The 20173-nt window shown below is 31.0% G+C and carries 19 protein-coding genes; 1 reads left to right on the top strand and 18 read right to left on the bottom strand.

The features are described from left to right. Positions 1-78: 78 nt before the first annotated feature. The 5 genes from EDD60_RS10675 to EDD60_RS10655 form a co-directional block, all read right to left on the bottom strand. Complete coding sequence (locus tag EDD60_RS10675) at positions 79-276, bottom strand: hypothetical protein (protein WP_066450933.1); 198 nt, start codon at positions 274-276, stop codon at positions 79-81. 600 nt (positions 277-876) lie between these two features. Continuing rightward, entirely contained in the window at positions 877-1368 is a 492-nt protein-coding gene (locus tag EDD60_RS10670) for a lysozyme family protein (RefSeq protein ID WP_207905317.1), read from the bottom strand. Between the two features lie 992 nt (positions 1369-2360). Continuing rightward, a complete protein-coding gene (locus EDD60_RS10665; RefSeq protein WP_066450940.1) occupies positions 2361-3929 on the bottom strand; it encodes an SIR2 family protein in 1569 nt (522 codons plus the stop codon). A gap of 307 nt (positions 3930-4236) precedes the next feature. Beyond that, a complete protein-coding gene (locus EDD60_RS10660; protein WP_066450941.1) occupies positions 4237-5892 on the bottom strand; it encodes a DAK2 domain-containing protein in 1656 nt (551 codons plus the stop codon). A 16-nt stretch (positions 5893-5908) separates the two neighbouring features. Beyond that, a complete protein-coding gene (locus EDD60_RS10655) occupies positions 5909-6265 on the bottom strand; it encodes an Asp23/Gls24 family envelope stress response protein (RefSeq protein WP_066450944.1) in 357 nt (118 codons plus the stop codon). 303 nt (positions 6266-6568) lie between these two features. Between EDD60_RS10655 and rpmB the strand changes: the two genes are divergently transcribed. Beyond that, positions 6569-6754 (top strand): 50S ribosomal protein L28, encoded by a 186-nt coding sequence (rpmB, locus tag EDD60_RS10650; protein WP_028042320.1) that lies wholly within the window; start codon positions 6569-6571, stop codon positions 6752-6754. A 53-nt stretch (positions 6755-6807) separates the two neighbouring features. On the opposite strand, the gene EDD60_RS10645 is transcribed toward rpmB, so the two are convergent. The 13 genes from EDD60_RS10645 to EDD60_RS10585 all read right to left on the bottom strand — a co-directional run bounded on the left by EDD60_RS10645 (position 6808) and on the right by EDD60_RS10585 (position 20169). Further along, positions 6808-7143 (bottom strand): cupin domain-containing protein, encoded by a 336-nt coding sequence (locus EDD60_RS10645; protein WP_066450946.1) that lies wholly within the window; start codon positions 7141-7143, stop codon positions 6808-6810. 68 nt (positions 7144-7211) lie between these two features. After that, the gene (dnaJ, locus tag EDD60_RS10640; protein ID WP_066450948.1) at positions 7212-8336 is read right to left on the bottom strand and encodes a molecular chaperone DnaJ; all 1125 of its coding nucleotides are present in this window, start codon (positions 8334-8336) and stop codon (positions 7212-7214) included. A gap of 52 nt (positions 8337-8388) precedes the next feature. Further along, a complete protein-coding gene (gene dnaK, locus EDD60_RS10635; RefSeq protein ID WP_066450950.1) occupies positions 8389-10203 on the bottom strand; it encodes a molecular chaperone DnaK in 1815 nt (604 codons plus the stop codon). Positions 10204-10223: 20 nt separating this feature from the next. Continuing rightward, complete coding sequence (gene grpE / locus EDD60_RS10630; protein ID WP_229105322.1) at positions 10224-10769, bottom strand: nucleotide exchange factor GrpE; 546 nt, start codon at positions 10767-10769, stop codon at positions 10224-10226. Positions 10770-10779: 10 nt separating this feature from the next. Further along, positions 10780-11817: a heat-inducible transcriptional repressor HrcA gene (hrcA, locus tag EDD60_RS10625; protein ID WP_066450956.1), complete on the bottom strand. Its 1038-nt coding sequence runs from the start codon at positions 11815-11817 to the stop codon at positions 10780-10782. A gap of 204 nt (positions 11818-12021) precedes the next feature. Beyond that, complete coding sequence (gene hemW, locus EDD60_RS10620; RefSeq protein WP_066450958.1) at positions 12022-13116, bottom strand: radical SAM family heme chaperone HemW; 1095 nt, start codon at positions 13114-13116, stop codon at positions 12022-12024. Then, positions 13116-14321 (bottom strand): L-serine ammonia-lyase, iron-sulfur-dependent, subunit alpha, encoded by a 1206-nt coding sequence (locus tag EDD60_RS10615; RefSeq protein ID WP_066450960.1) that lies wholly within the window; start codon positions 14319-14321, stop codon positions 13116-13118. Before EDD60_RS10615 ends, hemW begins: the two co-directional genes overlap by 1 nt. Further along, a complete protein-coding gene (gene holA, locus EDD60_RS10610) occupies positions 14321-15286 on the bottom strand; it encodes a DNA polymerase III subunit delta (RefSeq protein WP_066450962.1) in 966 nt (321 codons plus the stop codon). The genes EDD60_RS10615 and holA overlap by 1 nt, the downstream gene beginning before the upstream one ends. 32 nt (positions 15287-15318) lie before the next feature. After that, positions 15319-17307, bottom strand: a complete 1989-nt coding sequence (locus EDD60_RS10605) for a ComEC/Rec2 family competence protein (protein WP_066450963.1) — start codon at positions 17305-17307, stop codon at positions 15319-15321. Further along, positions 17298-17771 carry a ComEA family DNA-binding protein gene (locus tag EDD60_RS10600; RefSeq protein WP_066450964.1) on the bottom strand — a complete coding sequence of 158 codons (474 nt, stop codon included), beginning with the start codon at positions 17769-17771 and terminating at the stop codon, positions 17298-17300. The genes EDD60_RS10605 and EDD60_RS10600 overlap by 10 nt, the downstream gene beginning before the upstream one ends. Before the next feature lie 57 nt (positions 17772-17828). After that, on the bottom strand, positions 17829-18821 hold the full coding sequence (ruvB, locus tag EDD60_RS10595) for a Holliday junction branch migration DNA helicase RuvB (protein WP_066450967.1): 993 nt from the start codon (positions 18819-18821) through the stop codon (positions 17829-17831). Positions 18822-18832: 11 nt separating this feature from the next. Next, the gene (ruvA, locus tag EDD60_RS10590) at positions 18833-19399 is read right to left on the bottom strand and encodes a Holliday junction branch migration protein RuvA (protein WP_066450969.1); all 567 of its coding nucleotides are present in this window, start codon (positions 19397-19399) and stop codon (positions 18833-18835) included. Positions 19400-19485: 86 nt separating this feature from the next. Continuing rightward, positions 19486-20169 (bottom strand): DUF554 domain-containing protein, encoded by a 684-nt coding sequence (locus EDD60_RS10585; RefSeq protein ID WP_066450973.1) that lies wholly within the window; start codon positions 20167-20169, stop codon positions 19486-19488. Positions 20170-20173 lie beyond the last annotated feature (4 nt).

Raw genomic sequence — 20173 nt, 5'->3', positions numbered from 1 at the left:
TTTATCAAAAAAGATAACCAGCTGGTAGTTTGTCATTACCATAAGTGGTAATTGTTAAACCAACCTTTTTGGTTATCTTTATTTTACCATTAACAGTTGAGGCTTATACTTCTTTTCTAGAATGGATTGTTTGATACTTTCCTTATTCTTTTCAAAGTATTCATCAATTTCATATACTGTCATCTTATCAACTCCCGCTGCACCTTTATGACTCTTGACTCTTTTGATTGCCTCATTTAAGTTTTCATCACTTAAAATCACTTTTATTAATTCCATGTTGCTGTTTCTCCTTCCTCTTGTAAATATATTTGGAACCATTCCCTCTACCTTCATCCTCATAGAATTACGTTTTCTAATTACAGGATTATCCTCGATTTCGAACTGTCCAAACATTGCTTGTGGTGAGTAACACCATATAAACATTAGGTCCTTTGATATTGGTGAGATACCTACTACGACCTCAGCTGACTTCCCTTAGTTAACCATTTTCGACCGATGGTACCATTGCTGATTTTAAAGTTTATTGGACTTCATCGTCTAAGGGATCTCCCGGGGTAATTCACTAATCCTATCTCTTTCACAACGCCTTGATTTACTGTCTTGGTTTTACGTTTACCTTTTGGACTTCGATTTGTTCGGCAATCTTATCCACCATTTAGCCTTATATCAAGTTTCTGTTCGTACGCTCAAAAGAGTCGCTACACCACTTCCTTCATCCATAACATTACTGTTAACGACTTGTGGTTCACTACACTTGGCGGTAACTACCTGTGGTTGGTTTGTCTCCAACTGAATTAGTGCCATGCCCGGCACACCAAAAAAGCCATATGTACTCTTGCATAAGTACATATGGCATTGGATTAATTTATTGATACACTATTCCGTATCCAAAGATATTTTTATTATTCGGTTTGTATTTTCTTTCTCTACATTCATCTTTACTATTTCCTCAATCGTATTTATATAATTATTTTCTACTTTTTCAACAATACCTACATGGTAATATCTTAATATATGACTTACATATTTTGGATCACCAAAATTAGATACTTGAAGTTCTAATACTTTTTCATCATAATAAACTTTAGTATTAACCCTTGTATATCCACCAAAGTTTTCTTGTGCCCATGTAATATATTTCTTGCCATAGTTATATTCCTGTAGCATTAAAGAAATATTCTCCATATCATATCGTTTTGCATATTTTTCAATTGTTTCTTTGTATTCAATGACTTTAACACTTAATGGTTCAGTTGCTGAATTAACAGTTGAATCATAAGACAAACATGCAAATATTCCAATAAATAAAACAATAAAAGTAATTAACAATAACCCTATCCCCATACTCACAAGATTTTTAAAGTTCATTGCAGTTCTCTTGATAAAACTAAATGACTTACCAACAACATTTGATACAGTATTCACTCTATTATGGATTCTTTCTACTCCTTTAGAAGAATGTTGTATCTTCTTTCGATATTTATATGTTATTAATTCTTTTGATTGTTTCATATGCAATGATTAATTAGTTGTTCTTCTAAAAGATAGTCCATTCTTAATTTGACTATTTCTTTTACTGTGAACTGTATTATTCAGAACAGATTTGTTATTTTCATTATCTATTAGTATTTTCATTTTCTCTTTTCACGATGCTTTTTGATAACATAATTTTTAGCTCTGCGAGTTGATTCAAACGCAGTTGTTTCACCGATATGTTCAACTGAACTTATAGCATTTTTACTTGTATCCACATTTTCTTTTGCTATTTTGTCTTTACTTAATTTTATTACTTACTGAAGTATCAATTAATCTGTCTTTAACAGCAACTTGTTTAATACTATTTTCTTTAGTTTTTATCACTATCTCACTCCCTTTCACAACAAAAAAGAACGCTCATTTCTAAGCGTCCTAAAATTTAACTTCTAATTTTATTCGAAACCAATTTTATAACCCGTTTCCTAGAATTAAATCGTTTCTATTTTTATTGATAAATAAACACTATTTTGAATGCTACTGTTCCTTGTTATTCACTGTATTTGAGTAGTTTTTGAAGTTTTCAGCTCCAAATAAACCCCAAAACTGAAATCAATCATATTTTTTATCACTTGTTTTCACTTACCCAAAGTTTTTTATAGAAACTGGATAATTGATATAGGCACGTTTACCACTCATAAAAAATACAACTTTCTTTTCCTTTACTAATCTTCTTAATTTTTCGATATTTAATTGTAATTTTCTGATAAAAGTGTATAATACTTAGTAAGAGAGCAGGAGAATAGGGTGGCTTTTATAAAGTAGCCTTGTTGGAATGTTTTCATGAAGAGAAAGAAACTTCTAATGGTGTCCTTGTAAAGGTCGCTTTAATTAGAGGCTTTTTTATTTTCTCCTTTTAAATAATCATAAATTCTAATCAATCTTCTTAAGTTTGTACGAGTAGATTGTTTAGATGATTTTAGTATCTCACTATCCTGTTCAAACTTGCTTTTTAAATAATTTTCTAAATCATTTAAATTTATTTGTTCTTTTTTCAAATACGCAATATTAAGCATTTGTTTATCTATATCAGTTATTTCTTTCAAAATACTTTGTATATCAACTTGAGGATGTCTACGACGTTCTCTTTCTATTGTTTTAGAGATAATATCTTCAAAATCATTTACAAACAACTTATCGATTCCCTCTATATCTTTAAATTTATCCTCATATAATGAATTGATAGGTAATATACCAGAAACTTGTTTTGCTAGTGTTGGAGCATAAGCTAGTAGGTCTTTAGTATCATATTTAAGATCCTGCATCACAATATTTCTATACCATTGATCTGTAGATATACCTTTTAAACCATTTAAGTTAACTGTTTCTGTTGTCCCAATAGAAATGACTAATTCATCATTTGCAACTCGATCATCATCAATTGTAGCTACTTTAATATTTTTAGTAGGTTCATTAGATAATGTGAATAAATATAATTCATCTTTTAGTACCCTTAGTAGACGAACAGGTATTTTCATTTTCTTTTTCCCAATTGCGTTATAAATCAATGAATAATCAGATAAGGTAATCTTTGTCATTGTAATCATTTTATCATCTTCAAAAGCAAATGATGATTCACCTATCTCATATCCTTCTATTTCAGAATCATATTCAATAAAAATAAATTTTTCTTTCAGTAATTTAACTTGTTCATTTGACATGCATTTAACGATTGAACTTAAAATATCTCTGATATTAGAATCTGAAATATAATACCCCATAAAAATAATTGGATACTCCATAAATATCGTAAGAAGTTTAGCAGCCAAATATTCACGTTTCTCTTTAAATTCTTTATAGTCTTTTTCATTTATAACAATAGACTGAGGATCATTTAATGAACCATGTATTTTATAAACTTCTGCAATACCTTGTAATTGAGAAAACAAGAGTGCTTGTTGCCCTATATAAACTTTATACTCAGATAAATATGTTTCAAAAAACAAATCATAGTTTGTTGTAATAATTCCAGCAATTGATTTTTTCGCAATATTATTCAATAAAGTAACTTCATCTTTTAAATTTGAACATAACACTGATTTTTGTTTTAAATAATAACTCATTTCAGCTTTAAAAGGAGAACATCCCTTCTCTACTTTTTCAAGATAAGTTTCGTCTAAGTTTCTTATTGCAGGGTTCTGAAACCATTCCTTATTAAAATCTTCTTCTATCAATGAAGCTATTTTAGGGTTTATACCATATGGATTACTTTCAAAAGATGCTCGATCTTCATAAGAACGAAATGCAAATGAATCTTTATTTAATTTATCAACCATTACTTTTAATAATCCTATCCAATCAGGTAAATTATAATATCTTCTTGATAACCCTGACCCAACAAATAAAAATGGTATTGTATCCAAACTTTCGATAAGTTGCTCAATTGTTTTGCTCATACTATCATCATTTCTTACCGTCTATTATACAGCAAAATTCTTTTGAACGATATGATAAGGTTATTAGATTAAAAAAATATTTAGTATTACTAATTTGTAATCATTGTAAAATTCTATATTGATGTTTTAAAATCTCAACAACAAATGGTAGCACAACTGATCGAATTTAACCTTGTATGATTAAAAAGTTCACTTATATTTACTCTTATTCAGTACTTTCAAGCGTTTTTAAGCCCCTAATAAGACCCTGAATAACTTTAATATACAAAAAGCGCCGATAAATAGGGGCGCTTTTTCATTGCTTTTATTATTCTACACCAACAATAAATGAATAAACAGGTTGTTTTCCATTTACACATTCAAGTTCAGCTTCATAAGTATCTTCAACATAAGCTTCAATTTCTTCAACTTCTTCATCACTAACATCTTCACCATAAATTAATGTAATGATTTCAGAATCATCATCAACTAAACCTTTTAAAGTTTCTTTTAAAGCTTCAACCTTGCTTGGTACACACGCTGTAATTTCTTTTTCACATAATGCCATATATTGATTAGCTTTAATGTCAACACCATCAATATTAGTATCTTTAATAGCAAATGTTACTTGTCCAGTTTTTACACTTGCTATTGCATCATTCATTTCATCAAGATTTTCTTCTAAAGAAACTTCTGGATTATACATAATACATGCAGATAATCCTTGAGGAATTGTCTTTGTTGGAATAACTTGAACATCTACTTCATCTTCTAAGATAATTGCAGCTTGTTGTGCTGTCATAACGATATTAGAGTTATTTGGTAAAATAATGACATGTTTTGCATGAACATCACGAATTGCTTGAACGATATCTTCAGCAGAAGGATTCATTGTTTGTCCACCACTTACAACATAGTCACAATGTAATTCTAAGAACATATCTTTAATCCCATCACCAGCAGCAACACTAATGATAGCAACTTCTTTTTCTTCTTGTTTTGGAACAATTGGTGTTGCTTTAGCAGCAGGAGTGGCATTTGCTTCTAAGATTGAATTATGTTGTTCTTGCATATTTTCAATCTTTAATTTAATAAATTCACCATATCTTTGTGCAGCATTTAAGGCATTACCAGGTTTTAATGTATGAACATGAACCTTAACAATATCTTCATCTTGAACAACGACAATACTATTACCTGGAAGTCTTTCTAATTCATTTCTTAAACTTTCTTCTTTAAAGGCTTTGATTTTGCCTGGATCTAATCTAAAGATAAATTCAGTACAATATCCATAACCTTCTTCACCATCAGATTCCACATCTACTAAAGCTTCTTTAGTAGAATCATTTTTAATTTCTACTCTTTCAATTTCTTCACCAGCTAATGCAGCCATGAATCCAGTAAAGACTAAAAGCAATCCTGCTCCACCACTATCAACAACTCCAACTTCTTTTAAAACTGGTAAAAGTTCAGGTGTTCTTTCTAGTGATTCTTCAGCTTCTTTTACAAAATACGAAAATACATCTTCAATTTCCATACCCTCTTGAGCATATTGAACAACAGCATCACTAGCTTCTCTAATAACCGTTAAGATTGTTCCTTCAACAGGACGCATAACAGCTTTATAAGCCACCTTAGCACCGTTTTTAAATGCTTGGGCTAATTCTACAGCATTAACTTCTTTTTTCCCTTCAAACGCCATAGAAACTCCTCTAAAGATTTGTGACAAGATAACTCCAGAGTTTCCTCTTGCTCCCATCAATAAACCTTTAGATAATTTCTTTGCAACTTCATAAATATCAGTTGAATCAAGTTTTTCAATTTCACTTGCTCCAGCACTAAATGTTAATGACATATTTGTTCCAGTATCCCCATCAGGCACTGGAAAAACATTTAACGCATCGATTTCAGGATGATTATTGTGAAGCACTATCGCCCCTGTGACAACCATCTCTTTAAACAGCTTACCATCTATGTTCTTCATCTTTAACCTCCATCAATTAATCAATCACTCGAACGCTTTGTACAAAAACATTCACGGCTTCAATATCAATATCTAAAGTTGTTTCTAATACATATTTCACTTTCTTTTGAACCTCATAAACAACTTCAGAAATTTTAACTCCATATCCAACAATAATATATACATTTAAAATAATGCCTGTTTCGCCATCTTCAACGACAATTCCTTTAGCATAATTGTCTCTCCCTAACAAATCATAAAAACCATCTTTCATAATTTTTTGACTAGACATCCCGACAACACCATAACATTCAGTCGCTGCCCCGCCTGTAATACTTGCAACAACATCTAATGAAAGATTGATGTCACCTAAATCAGTTGTTTTTTTGATCATACCTATTCCTCCGATCTTTTTACACTTATATATAGTTATCTATATTATATCTTATTTTTAAATTATTGACAAACATTTCCCACATAATGCATACGCATTATAACCCACTTAAAATCACTTGTAAATGAAAATAACAAAAAAATGTTGAAATATTCATAGTTTTCGTATATGATTATCTCGCATAGATAAAAAACATTTCTTTTAACTTGGTAAAAAAAGTGAAAAAAATGTTTGCATTTTTTAAATATTAATGCTATTATACTAAAGTATGTGAATCACAAGTTGTAAAGGATGGTGAAAAAAATGGCTAGAAAATGTGAAGTTAGTGGTAAAGGACCAATGTCTGGAAATACTCGTTCTCATGCATTGAATTCTTCAAGAAGAAAATGGAATGTAAACTTACAAAAAGCTACTATTTTAGTCAATGGTAAACCAAAAAAAGTAAAAATTTCAGCGAGAGAATTAAGAAGTCTTAGAAAAAGCGCTTAATTATAAAGAATGCATCCTTTGGATGCTTTTTTTATTATACTTTTAAAAAGTCGTTACTCAAAAGCAACGACTAATAACATCTTGAACTGTTCTTGTCCATATACAGCATGAGGATGTCCTGCTGGCATAACAATTGTCTCTCCAACATTTAAAGTATAAGGTTCACCATCAATCGTAATGCACCCTACTCCATCTAAACAATAAACCATAGCATCACCTGATGAACAATGCGTACTAATTTCTTCATCCTTATCAAAGGCAAATAATGTTATACTCAAAGCATCATTTTGAATAAGTGTTTTACTAACAACTTGATGTGGTAAATAAGCAACTTCATCTTTCAACGTTAATACACAACTTTTATCAATATTTTTCATAATTTGTTTCATATAGCTACCTCCATAACTCTATGATACCATTAATTCAATAATATTTACAAAAAAAGATAACATTTCTGTTATCTTTTAAAACCTTTTTTAAATTGATCAAAGATTGATTCTTTCTTAGCAGATTTTCTAAGCTTACCATATAAATCTTTTTCATCACGAGACAACTTTGTTGGAATCTTCACATCAATCTTAACAAATTGATCACCATAGTTATCACTACGTAAATCTTTTACCCCTTTACCCTTTAAACGTAAAGTTGTTCCTGGTTGTGTTCCTTCAGGAACTTTTAATGTCACATCTCCATAAACAGTTGGTACATCTACTTCACAACCTAAAGTCGCATCAACTGCTGAAATTGGAATTGTAATATAGATATTTTTACCATCACGTTGGAAGTGTTGATGTGGTTTCACATAGATTTCTACATACAAATCACCATTAGGACCTCCGTTTGCTCCACGATGTCCTTTTCCTTGAACACGTAATTGTTGATGTGTATTAATACCAGCTGGAATATTCAATTCTACCGTAATATTTTTATTAACATATCCATTTCCATGACAATGTGGACATTTTTCTTTCACAACTTTTCCTGTACCATGACAATCTGGACAAGTTGTTTGATTCACAAAGGTACCAAATGGAGAACGTTGTTGTGTTCTAATTGTTCCTGTCCCACCACATTTAGGACATGTTTGAACATCATTTGGTGTTTTTGCGCCACTACCATGACAATGTGGACATTGTTCATCATAATTAATTTTGATTTCTGTTTTCTTACCTTTAATTGCATCCATGAAGTCAATTTCTAATTGAACAAATCGATCTTCACCACGCATTGGTCCACTTTTTCTTTGACGAGATCCACCTCCACCAAAGAAAGAACCAAAGATATCTCCTAAGTCAACATCTTCAAAGCCACCGAATCCACCGAATCCGCCAGCTCCTCCACCGAATCCACCAGTTTGATCAAATGCAGCGTGACCATATCGATCATATGCAGCCTTTTTATTGTCATCTGACAAAACGTCATAAGCTTCTTGAACTTCTTTAAACTTTTCTTCAGCGTCAGGATCCTTATTGACATCAGGGTGATATTTTTTAGCCATCTTACGATATGCCCGTTTAATTTCATCAGCACTTGCACTCTTAGAAACCCCAAGCACTTCATAATAATCTCTTTTATCAGCCATATTCTCACCTCTCACTCATTAGATAAAACCAAGGCAAAGCCTTGGCTTTATTTTAATTTTTTTCTGTAAAGTCTGCATCAACAACGTCATCATCATTTGATGCTGTACCAGCATCACCTGTTGGATTAGCTCCTTGAGATTGTTGATATTGATATGCTGCCATTTGTTGAGCAACTTGTTCTAATTCAGTCATTTTTGCTTCAAGTGTAGCCATATCATTTTCATCTAATGCTTTCTTTAATTCATCTCTTAAAGCAGTTGCTTGTGATTTTTGATTTTCATCAATCTTATCACCTTGTTCAGCTAATGCTTTATCAATTTCATTAATCATTTGTTCAGCTTTATTTCTTGTTTCAATATCTTTACGTTTCTTTTCATCTTCTGCTTTATTAGCTTCAGCTTCTTTAACCATTCTATCAATTTCTTCATCACTTAAACCAGTTGAGTTTTGAATAGTGATAGATTGTTCTTTTTGAGTTTTCATATCTTTAGCTTTAACATTAACGATACCATTAACATCAATGCTGAATGTAACTTCAATTTGTGGAACTCCTCTTGGAGCTGGTTCGATACCATCTAATTTAAATAAACCTAATTGTTTATTATCTTTAGCCATTGATCTTTCACCTTGTAATACATTGATATCAACAGCTGGTTGGTTATCAGCAGCAGTAGAGAAGATTTGAGATTTTGTTGTTGGAATTGTTGTATTTCTTTCGATTAATACAGTCATAACTCCACCCATAGTTTCAATACCTAATGATAATGGTGTAACGTCTAATAATACGATATCTTTAACATCACCAGCGATAACTCCACCTTGGATAGAAGCTCCCATAGCAACAACTTCATCAGGGTTTACTGATTTATTAGGTTCTTTTCCTAATAATCTCTTAACTGATTCTTGAACAGCAGGAATACGAGTAGAACCACCAACTAATAAAACTTGATCAATTTCACTAGCACTCATACTAGCATCACTTAATGCTTGTCTTACTGGTCCTTCAGTACGCATTACTAAATCTTTTGTTAATTCATCAAATTTAGCTCTTGTTAATGTTAATTCTAAGTGTAATGGACCAGCTGGACCAGCAGAGATAAATGGTAATGAAATTTGAGTTTGCATCATACCAGATAAATCTTTCTTAGCTTTTTCTGCAGCTTCTTTTACACGTTGCATAGCCATTTTATCAGTACTTAAATCAACACCTTGATCTTTTTTGAATTCAGCAACAATCCAGTTCATAACAGCTTCGTCGAAGTCATCCCCACCTAAATGGTTATCTCCAGCAGTTGCTAAAACTTCAAACATACCATCAGCTAAGTCTAAGATAGATACGTCAAATGTACCTCCACCTAAGTCATAAACTAGTACTTTTTGTTCTTTATCTAATTTATCAACACCAAATGCTAAAGCTGCTGCTGTTGGTTCGTTGATAATACGTTCAACATCTAAACCAGCGATTTTACCAGCATCTTTTGTTGCTTGACGTTGTGCATCGTTGAAATATGCAGGAACAGTAATAACTGCTTTTGTTACTGATTCACCTAAATATGCTTCTGCAGTTGCTTTTAAGTTTTGTAAAATCATTGCAGAGATTTCTTGAGGTGTATAGTCTTTACCATTAACATGTTCTTTATAACTTGTACCCATATGTCTTTTAATTGACATAACTGTATCTTTGTTAGTAACAGCTTGACGTTTAGCAGCTTCACCAACAACAATTTCACCATTTTTAAATGATACAACTGAAGCAGTTGTTCTTAAACCTTCAGGATTAGCAATAACTTTAGCTTCTCCATTTTCCATAACACTTACGCATGAGTTTGTAGTACCTAAGTCAATACCAATAATCTTATTTCCCATAAAATTCATCCTCCTTAAATTTATTCATTTACTTTTACTAAAGATGCACGAATAACGCGATCTTTCAATTTGTATCCTTTTTGAAGTTCTTCCACAACAATGTTATGACCAAAATTTTCATCATTTGCAGTCATGACTGCTTGATGGAAGTTTGGATCAAATTCTTTACCTTGTGCTTCAATCACTTCAACACCATTCTTTTGTAAAATGTTCATCAATTGATCAAAAATCATTTGATAACCCTTTAAGAATGTTTTGACTTCTTCACTTGGATTTTGAACATTTAATGAACGTTCAAAATTATCCACAACCGGAAGTAATTCTTCAATAAATGATTGCATCATGAATTTCAATGAATTCTGATGTTCTTTTTCCAATCTTCTTTTTAAGTTTTCCATGTCAGCAAAGACCTTATAATAGTCAGTTTTCCATGTATTCACTTCCTCTTGTAGTTTAGCCATTTGACTCTCTAATGATTCTTCTTTTGAATCCGTTGTTTCCACTGTTTCTTCTTGGTTATCTACAGTTTCTTCAACAACTTCTTCTTCCTTTTTTTCTTCTGCCATTTTTTCACCTCTATTCATCATCTTCATCTTCTTCACTTAGCAACACTTCCTCTAAGCTTTGCGAAATATACTCAACTAAAGAAACCACCTTTTCATAAGGCATACGCGTCGGCCCAATGACAGAAATTGATCCTTTAGATTCATTGCCTGTTTTAAACGAAGCGGATATAACAGAAACATCATTTAAATCTTCAATCGGTGAATCAGAGCCAATACGAACACTGACACCTTCTTCTAATGCAATTGGTTCTAAACTTTTCCAAGATTGCGAATTTTCAAATGCTGTTACTAACCGTCTTAACTTATTAACATCATTATATTCAGGCTGATATAATAAGTTTTCTTTACCAGAGAAGTAAACATGACTGTTGGCAAATTTCATAAATGCCTCTAAGAATGCATTGAACAAAACTTCATGTTCTTTGATTCTTGCACTCAGTATTGGTTTGACATCTCTTTCTAAACGAAATGCGACTTGATTGATAGGCGTTCCATCCAACAATTCATTCATCACATTTACACAACTTGTTAAATCTTCTAAATACGCATTGTTTTTAACATTAAAATTACGATTTTCAACATGTCCTTTATCCGTAACAATAATTGCTGTAACACTATGTTCAGTTAAAGGAACAAGTGTAATATTCTGCAATCGTTCATAGCCAGAATTTGGACCAAGAGCAACCGTTGTTAAATGAGTTAACTCACTCAACATTTGACAACTTTCTTTAATAATTTCATTTAAAGAACGATGTCGATCACCTAAAATCGTTGCCACCTGATTTTTAACTTCATCATCAACACTTGGTTGCATCAAAGTATTAACATAGAAGCGATATCCCTCAGTCGAAGGAATACGTCCTGAAGATGTATGCGTTTTTTCTAAGAAACCATGTTCTTCTAGAAAAGACATCTCATTTCGTATTGTGGCACTTGAATAAGGAAGCTGATACTTTGCCATTAATGTTTTAGAACCAACTGGTTCAGCTGTTTCTACAAATTCTTCAACTATACATTTGAGAATCAGTAATTGTCTAGCTGTCAGCATATTCCAACCTCCTTTAGCACTCCTTTTACCTTTGTGCTAATTACATTATACTCATCCTTTTAGCACTGTCAACCCTTTTGTGCTAAAAAATATAAATAAAATTCTTTTCTAAGTCAAAATGAAGCTATCATCACAATAACAAGCATCATATATAAGCTTTTTTATCCTCTATGATTTCATCAACGCAAAAAAGAGATATGAAAATCATATCTCGTCATCTAAAAAATCAACTAAAATTGTATTTAAATAATTCATTCCTAAAGCTGTTGTTCTTAAATAATGATTTTTGATTTCCAACATCTTCAAGGTTCTATATTTTTCAATTGTATGTTGATACTGCTTTAAAAAATCAATATCGAATTGTTGATTGATTTCATCAATACAAATACCATCAACCAATCTTAATCCCATCATTATCTTTTCAAACAATTCATCTTCCCTTGATAAAAGAACATCTTCTTTTAAATAATGATGGTTGATATATTGTGTTAAACTATTGGTATTTTCTAACCGATGATGATTTTTTAATGAATGAGCTGATATCCCTATACCATCATAATCTTGATAATGCCAATAGACTAAATTATGCAACGAAGGTTTTTGACGATAGTAATTGCTGACCTCATAATGCATAAAGCCTATTTCTTTAAGCTTCTGATTGATATGTTCATACCAATATGCATCTGCTTCATCATCCAATGGCTGATAGTCCTGATTTTTAAGAATGGTATGTTCTTCTAAAATCAAAGAATAAATGGACAAATGTGAAATTTGAAGATCATTTATTAATGCGATATCTTCATCAATATCTTGAATTGTTTGACTAGGCAATCCATAAATCAAATCAACATTGATATCTTCTATTCCCTTTGCATGCAACATTTTTATACATTCTATCGCTTGTTGAGATGTGTGATATCGACCAATTTTTTCTAATAATGAATTATGAAATGTTTGAACCCCGATACTCACTCGATTAATCCCATATTTTATCAATAAATCTATCTTATCTTCATTGATCGATTCAGGATTCATTTCAATGCTGTATTCTTTTACCTGAATAGATAAAGGCTCAAGCATTTTGAATAATGTATCTAATTGTTTAAGCGATAAACTACTTGGTGTCCCTCCACCAATATAAATCGTATCATAATCATCATGAATAGATTTATCTTTTATCTCATATGATAACGCTTCTAAGTATTGATTAGCCCAATCTTCCTTATAAAAAACTTTACAAAAATCACAATAGCTACAAATATGATCACAAAAAGGAACATGAACATATAAAGACTTCATTATAAACCAAATTCCTTTGCTAAACCACCAAGTGAGGTTTCTTTATAAGCACTTGACAAGTCTTTTCCAGTCTCTTTCATAACCCGTACAATAGCATCAAAAGAGACTTTATTTTTACGTAAATAACCAAGTTGTTTAGCCAACATCGCTGCATCCAAAGCACGCAATGACCCATAGCCATTTCTTTCAATACATGGAATTTGAACATATCCACCTACAGGATCACAAGTCAATCCAAGATTGTGTTCTAAGCCCATTTCCGCAGCATATTCAATTAATGAATTATTTAATTCATAAATCCATGCCATAGTTGCAGCTGCCATTGCACACGCTGTTCCTACTTCAGCTTGACAACCTCCATCAGCCCCAGAAATTGTTGCATTTTTCTTCACAACATTACCAAATAACCCACCAATCGCAAGAGCCTTTATCAAATCTTTCTTTTCAATATGTAGCTGTTTATGACAATAATATAAAATAGCTGGCATAATTCCACTTGCTCCACATGTTGGAGCAGTTACGATTTGACCTCCATCAGCATTTTCTTCTGCCACAGCATAAGCATAACTAGAAATAAATAATCTTTCACGATCAGCTTCTCGACGCGTATTTTGAGCTTGCTGATACATTGATTTAGCAACTCTTTTTAACTTCAATTTTCCATGAATAATGCCTTCTTTTTTAAGCCCATTTTCAACACTAAAAAACATTGCTTCTAAAATATCAGAAAGATAATGATCAAAATCTTCACCTTCATACTCTAAAACATAGTCATATAAAGAGATTCCTTTTTCATCAACATATTTTAAAATCTCATCCATCGTATTTTGTGGATAGACTTCAACCGGTGTTTCTTCCATATCACCTTTAAAAAGAATCGATCCACCCCCAATTGAATAAACTTCAATTGCCTTTATTTCCTGATCTAATTCATCAAAAACATGAACAATCATTCCATTAGGATGAAATGGTAAAGCATCACTTTTAAATGAAAAAGTCACTGGTATAGGGGCAAATGTTTTTTCAATAATATAATCAGTTAAATGGCCTTTCCCCGTCAAAGCTAAAGAACCATGTAAATCAACATGAAAACGATGAGCTTCTGGATACATTTCCATAACTTTTTTAGCAATCCTTTGAGGTCCCATCGTATGTGACGAAGAAGGTCCAACCCCAACCTTAAATAATTCTCTCAATGATTCCATCAATAATTTCCTCCCATTCGCATTAAAAATAATTCTAAACCTCTAAATCGATCTATTTTACCAGTCTTAATCGCAACATCTAGCTCAGACAATTCATCTAATTTTTTCAACAGCTCGCCAATATCAAAATCCTTACCATCCTGTCTTATATATTTTAAACGATAAGGATTTAAAGATAAAATAGAACCAATTTCGCGATCATTATAACCTTTACGATCCAATAATTTTACCTGATAAAGCAAACGCATTGAACTTGCAATTAAAACAATTAATTTAATTGGTTCTTCATTGTTCATAATAAGATCTTTATAAATTTGAATACTTTTAGCAGTTTCTTTATTCAAAATAGCTTTAGTTAATTCAAAAACATTTTCTTCTACTTGTTTTACAACCATCAAGTCAACTGTCTTTTTATCAATATGATGACTATATAAACATATCTTATTCACTTCCTGAGAAATCTCTAATAAATCATTAGGCATCCTTGATAAAAACAATTCCAAAGCATCCTCATCTATTTCACAACCTCGACTTTTTATTGCCTTGTGGGTTGCTTTATAGAGTTGATGATAATCCATTTTTTCTACATCAATAAACTGGGTATGTTTTCTTAATTGTTTAACAACTTTTTTACGCTCATCAAAATTCTTTTGATCATGATAAATAACGAATACCGTTGTAGGATTATCTTGTGCAAGATAATCTAAAAACATTTTTATATCCTCATCACTCATATCTTTTTGTTTTTGAGTTGTTAAAAAAGTTGGATTTTTTAATACAATCATCTTATATTCAGTTAAAAATGGTGGTGTTAAAGCATCTTCAATAATGGCTGACATTGAGGTCTCATTACACCAATATGTCATCATATTCATATCTTCTTCTAAAATTGCATATTTCTTTTTCAAAGATGCTAACTTTTGTTCCATTAAAAGCTTTTCCTCACCATAAATGACATAATTCATCGTACCACCTCACTTTCTTCATTATACATGAATCATCTAAAAATGTAACGAGATTTTCCATAAAATCGAATATGAAACATCCCATCTTCATCCGTCCTTAATATTTCAATATTCTTACGTTTCAATCTTTCAATAACACTTATAGAAGGATGATGATACATATTATTCTTTTTGACTCCAATCATTGCAATATCTGGATGAATAGCTTGCAACAATAAAGACGATGTTGCACTTTGACTGCCATGATGAGAGACTTTTAAAATATCTACATCATATTTTGTCAATTGAGCATACAAATCCTTTTCAACATGAACTGATGCATCTCCAGTAAACAATATCTTTTGATAGGGTAATGAAACATACATCACTAATGATTGATCATTTTCATCCATATATTCATTAGATGATTTAAGCATTTCTACTTTCATATCACCAATAGTTCTTGTTTTTTCATACTTATCAATCACTTGACCAATCGAGAAATTTTCTTTTAATGAATCCAATGCTCCACAATGATCAAAATCACTATGAGAAATATAGACATAATCCAACTTTTGAATTCCAATAGATTTAAGATAAGGAATAATTGTTCCTCTTGCCAGATCATAATCTTTTTGACCACCTGTATCTATTAAAACATTACCTTGATTCATCGGTAAACGAATCAAGGTACAATCTCCTTGTCCAACATCAATCATTGTTATTTCAGTATATATTTTATACTGACTATATAGAGAAAAAGACAAAAACAAGGCAATCATGATAGAAACTTGTTTTTGAATAGATTTATTAAGTTCTAACTGACAAATCATCTGAAAATACAAAATATAAAAAACAATTATAAAGAATAAAGATGGTTTAGAAAAAACAAGAAATATATTTAACCAATCTAAAAAATGTAAAAGACTTTTTAATAAATAAATACTCATTGAAAGAAAAGATTGTAAAAAAGGAAATAACATAGAAAAACAACATAAACAATAAAAAAATTCAATAAATGGTGTTAAAAAATAACCCATAAAATAAGTTATAAGTGGAATTTGAGCATTTAATGATAGTACAAGAGGAACACTAGAAAGATAAATAAACCATGAAGAATATTTAAGATTTCTTGTTAATAAGACAATAAAATAAATAAAATAAGAAAAAACAAATGAAATATTATAAATGATATAAGGATTATAAAATAAAGAAAGAATAACTAATAAAGATAAGATATCTAATTCATTAAAATACTTCTTTAATAAATCATATAACACCAAAACAAAAAAGGCCCGATACAAAGAAATTTGCATAGGAATGGAAAAAATATAAATAGCTAGACTTAAATAACTAATCCCTTTAACAAGTCTTTCTTCAAAAAAATATCCTAAAAATCCTTTTAAAAGACTATACAAAAGATGAATATGCATACCAGATAAAGCAAACAAATGAACCAATGACAATTGACTCAACTGTTGATAATCATCTGTGATTCCCTCACTTTTTTCACCAAATATAAAAAGTCTTTGATAATCATTAATCGTTTCATCATTAGCCATTCGCTTTTGCAAATAAGCATATATTCCTTCATGATGACTATGCTGTAATAATTTCTTTAACTGTGCTTTATAAAAAACTTTTTGACCATACAAATAATTTCGTTCATTAAAAGCATAATCATTACTATTTTCATTGATTTGTAAGGGTTCAATAGAAGCCGTTATTTCATCTTGAAAGTGTAAATCATTTTCATGATATAGTTTCACATTTCCAATATTGGTTTGAACATAACAGTACTTTTCACTTGTTTTTATCACAGTCCCGGTAATTTGTGTCGGCAATTGATGAATGGTTATACTTCTATAATACAGCATCAATAAAATAATAAATAAAAAAGCAACAATTCGCTTATCCCAATTCTTTATCAACCAAAGTACATATAAAAATAAAAAGATATAAAAAAGCGGATGAAAATATTGAGCTAAAACAAGCAATAAACACCCCATCGCATAATAAAATAAATGATATCTTATAAACATAAAAATTCTCGCAATCTTAAATATGTTTTTTCTCCTATCCCACTCACTTTCATGATATCTTCAATTTTTAAAAACGGTTGTACTTTTCGATAATCAATAATCTTTTGCGCTGTTTTCTCCCCCACTCCCTTTAAACTCATTAACATTTCTTTACTTGCTTGATTTAAAGAAATCGCTTTTTCATTTTGAGCAGGTAAATATAATCTTGATTCATCTTCTACTAACATATCTAATGACAAAGCTTTTAAATTAGCCTGCTTACTAACTCCTACTTCTTTCACCAAATCTGAAACATACTTTTCACCCTCATATTCATATTTTCCATTTTTCAAAAACTCTCCTTCTAAAATCACATATGAATAAACTTTTTCCTGTTTATCTTTAACACTGGGCTTTTGAAAATCATAAACAATAGAACATATAATAAGAATAATCAATCCTATAATTTGATACTTTCTTTTCATTTTTCTCACCTTTTCAACAAAAAAAGAGATGAATAGTTTTCATCCCTATGCAATCATTTATTTTTCTTTAACAATATGAAAATGCTCATAAGCAAGTTCTGTCGCAACACGACCTCTAGGTGTTCTTTTTATCAGCCCTGTTTGCAATAAATAAGGTTCATATACATCTTCAAGAGTCATCGGTTCTTCACCAATACTTGCAGCAATTGCTTCTAAACCAACTGGACCACCACGAAAACGATGAATAATTCCTAATAAATATTTATGATCGACATCATCCAAGCCTAACTCATCAACTTTTAAGCGTTGTAAAGCTTCAATTGTTCTTTCTTTTGTAATTGTTTCATCACCATTATATTGAGCAAAATCTCTCACACGTCTAAATAAACGATTCGCAATTCTTGGAGTTCCTCTTGAACGTTTGGCCAATTCTCTTTTGGCTTCTTCATCCATGACCATATGATAAACCTGACTCGTTCGATCAATAATTTTCGTTAATTCTTCTTCATTATAATACTCTAACTTTGAAACAATTCCAAAACGATCTCTTAGTGGTGCTGATAAATCCCCAGCACGCGTTGTTGCGCCAACAAGCGTAAATGGTGGTAAATCTATACGAATTGATCTCGTTGATGCTTCTTTACCAATCACAACATCCACACAGAAATCTTCCATCGCAGGATATAATATTTCTTCAACTACCTTATTTAAACGATGAATTTCATCAATAAATAAAACATCACCTGGTTCTAAAGAAGTCAAAATTGCGACTAAGTCACCAGTTTTTTCAATACTTGGTCCTGTTGTTGTTTTTAAATGTGTTCCCATTTCATTGGCAATAATCATTGACATAGTTGTCTTTCCAAGTCCTGGAGGGCCATATAACAAAACATGATCTAATGATTCATCACGTAATTTTGCTGCACCAACAAAAACCTTTAAATTACTTTTTAAATTTGCTTGTCCAACATATTCATCAAAGGATTGCGGACGAAGTTGACTTTCATCATCTTCAATATGTTCTTGAGTATCTAAAAGATCTCTATCCATAAATTCACCTCCTATAATTTAACTAATAAACTTAAAGCTTTTTTCACATAACCATTTGTATCTAATTGTTCATGTGATAAAGAATTCATTGCTCGTTCAACATCTTGTCGTTTATAACCCAAAGCAATTAAAACCTCAATCGCTTCATCATATTCAACTGAAGTTAAAACCATATCAGTTGCAACAGCATTGAACTTCCCTTGTAAATCCAAAACAATCTGTTGAGCAGCCTTTGGACCAATCCCAGGAATTTTCTTTAAATATGTAATATTCTTAGATTCAATAGCTTGAATAATCGCATTCACATCACCCGTTGCTAAAATACCAATCGCTGTTTTACAACCAATTCCTTTTACTAAAATCAATTTCAAAAACAATTCTTTTTCTTCCTTGGTTAAAAATCCATAAAGTAAAATGCCATCTTCTTTGACTTGTTGATAAACATAAACCAAAGTCTCTTTTCCCTTAGTAAATTGATATGGATTAGAAACATAAAGCAAATAACCAATTCCTTGATTATCAACAACAATATGATCCCTAGCCATATCAACAATCACACCTCTAATATAACTATACATAATCTAACTCCTATTTTCTTAAACCTTTTCTATTATAGCATAGAAAAGTACAGAAATTAAAAAATGAGAAAATTTTTTCTCATTTTTTACATAAATAAACAAAGAATAATAGGTAGAAACATTGCTGGAATATAATTCATCAATTTAATCTTTGTCACACCCAATAAATTAAGACCTGTTGCAATAATCACAAGTGATCCAACACATGTCATCTCATTAATAACCGCTGTCGTTAATAGAGGGGCTGCAAACATTGCAAGAAGTGTCAATCCACCTTGATAAATCAAGATAACAACCGCCGATAACATCACTCCAACTCCTAATGTTGAAGCAAAAATCATTGATGAACAAAAATCTAAAGTGGACTTTGTATAAAGCATTGTATAATCATTAAGCATTCCAGCATTTAAACATCCTACAATTGTCATAGAACCAACACAGAACAATAAACTTGAAGTAATTAACCCTTCAGATATTGTATGTTTTCCAGTTTGTTTTTTAACAAACTTCTTTTCTAAATAATTCACACCATTGGTCACATGTTTATCAATATCAATACCCTCACCAATCACAACCCCAATAACCATTGAGATAATCATAATAAGTGTATTTTCACCTTTGAATGCTCCTTGAATTCCAATAAAGATTGAACATAATCCTAACGCTCTCATCATTTGATCAGCAATCCGTTGAGGGATTCCTTTATTCACAATCATACCAATTGTGCTTCCCACTAAAACTGAAATTGTATTCACTAATGTTCCTAACATACAT

This window comes from Longibaculum muris, assembly GCF_004343035.1.
GTDB lineage: Bacteria > Bacillota_I > Bacilli_A > Erysipelotrichales > Coprobacillaceae > Longibaculum > Longibaculum muris.
Note: the sequence above shows the minus strand (reverse complement) of the source record. Positions and strands in the feature narration are given on the sequence as shown.

Bases quoted from the DNA above. Each gene is read 5' to 3' on its own strand.
- dnaJ (WP_066450948.1), bottom strand. From the start codon at position 8,336: ATGGCTGATAAAAGAGATTATTATGAAGTGCTTGGGGTTTCTAAGAGT.
- dnaK (WP_066450950.1), bottom strand. From the start codon at position 10,203: ATGGGAAATAAGATTATTGGTATTGACTTAGGTACTACAAACTCATGC.
- EDD60_RS10615 (WP_066450960.1), bottom strand. From the start codon at position 14,321: ATGGAATCATTGAGAGAATTATTTAAGGTTGGGGTTGGACCTTCTTCG.
- grpE (WP_229105322.1), bottom strand. From the start codon at position 10,769: ATGGCAGAAGAAAAAAAGGAAGAAGAAGTTGTTGAAGAAACTGTAGAT.
- ruvA (WP_066450969.1), bottom strand. From the start codon at position 19,399: ATGTATAGTTATATTAGAGGTGTGATTGTTGATATGGCTAGGGATCAT.
- rpmB (WP_028042320.1), top strand. From the start codon at position 6,569: ATGGCTAGAAAATGTGAAGTTAGTGGTAAAGGACCAATGTCTGGAAAT.
- EDD60_RS10660 (WP_066450941.1), bottom strand. From the start codon at position 5,892: ATGAAGAACATAGATGGTAAGCTGTTTAAAGAGATGGTTGTCACAGGG.
- hemW (WP_066450958.1), bottom strand. From the start codon at position 13,116: ATGAAGTCTTTATATGTTCATGTTCCTTTTTGTGATCATATTTGTAGC.
- EDD60_RS10600 (WP_066450964.1), bottom strand. From the start codon at position 17,771: ATGAAAAGAAAGTATCAAATTATAGGATTGATTATTCTTATTATATGT.
- EDD60_RS10665 (WP_066450940.1), bottom strand. From the start codon at position 3,929: ATGAGCAAAACAATTGAGCAACTTATCGAAAGTTTGGATACAATACCA.
- holA (WP_066450962.1), bottom strand. From the start codon at position 15,286: ATGAATTATGTCATTTATGGTGAGGAAAAGCTTTTAATGGAACAAAAG.
- EDD60_RS10670 (WP_207905317.1), bottom strand. From the start codon at position 1,368: ATGAACTTTAAAAATCTTGTGAGTATGGGGATAGGGTTATTGTTAATT.
- EDD60_RS10585 (WP_066450973.1), bottom strand. From the start codon at position 20,169: ATGTTAGGAACATTAGTGAATACAATTTCAGTTTTAGTGGGAAGCACA.
- ruvB (WP_066450967.1), bottom strand. From the start codon at position 18,821: ATGGATAGAGATCTTTTAGATACTCAAGAACATATTGAAGATGATGAA.
- EDD60_RS10655 (WP_066450944.1), bottom strand. From the start codon at position 6,265: ATGATCAAAAAAACAACTGATTTAGGTGACATCAATCTTTCATTAGAT.
- EDD60_RS10645 (WP_066450946.1), bottom strand. From the start codon at position 7,143: ATGAAACAAATTATGAAAAATATTGATAAAAGTTGTGTATTAACGTTG.
- hrcA (WP_066450956.1), bottom strand. From the start codon at position 11,817: ATGCTGACAGCTAGACAATTACTGATTCTCAAATGTATAGTTGAAGAA.
- EDD60_RS10675 (WP_066450933.1), bottom strand. From the start codon at position 276: ATGGAATTAATAAAAGTGATTTTAAGTGATGAAAACTTAAATGAGGCA.
- EDD60_RS10605 (WP_066450963.1), bottom strand. From the start codon at position 17,307: ATGTTTATAAGATATCATTTATTTTATTATGCGATGGGGTGTTTATTG.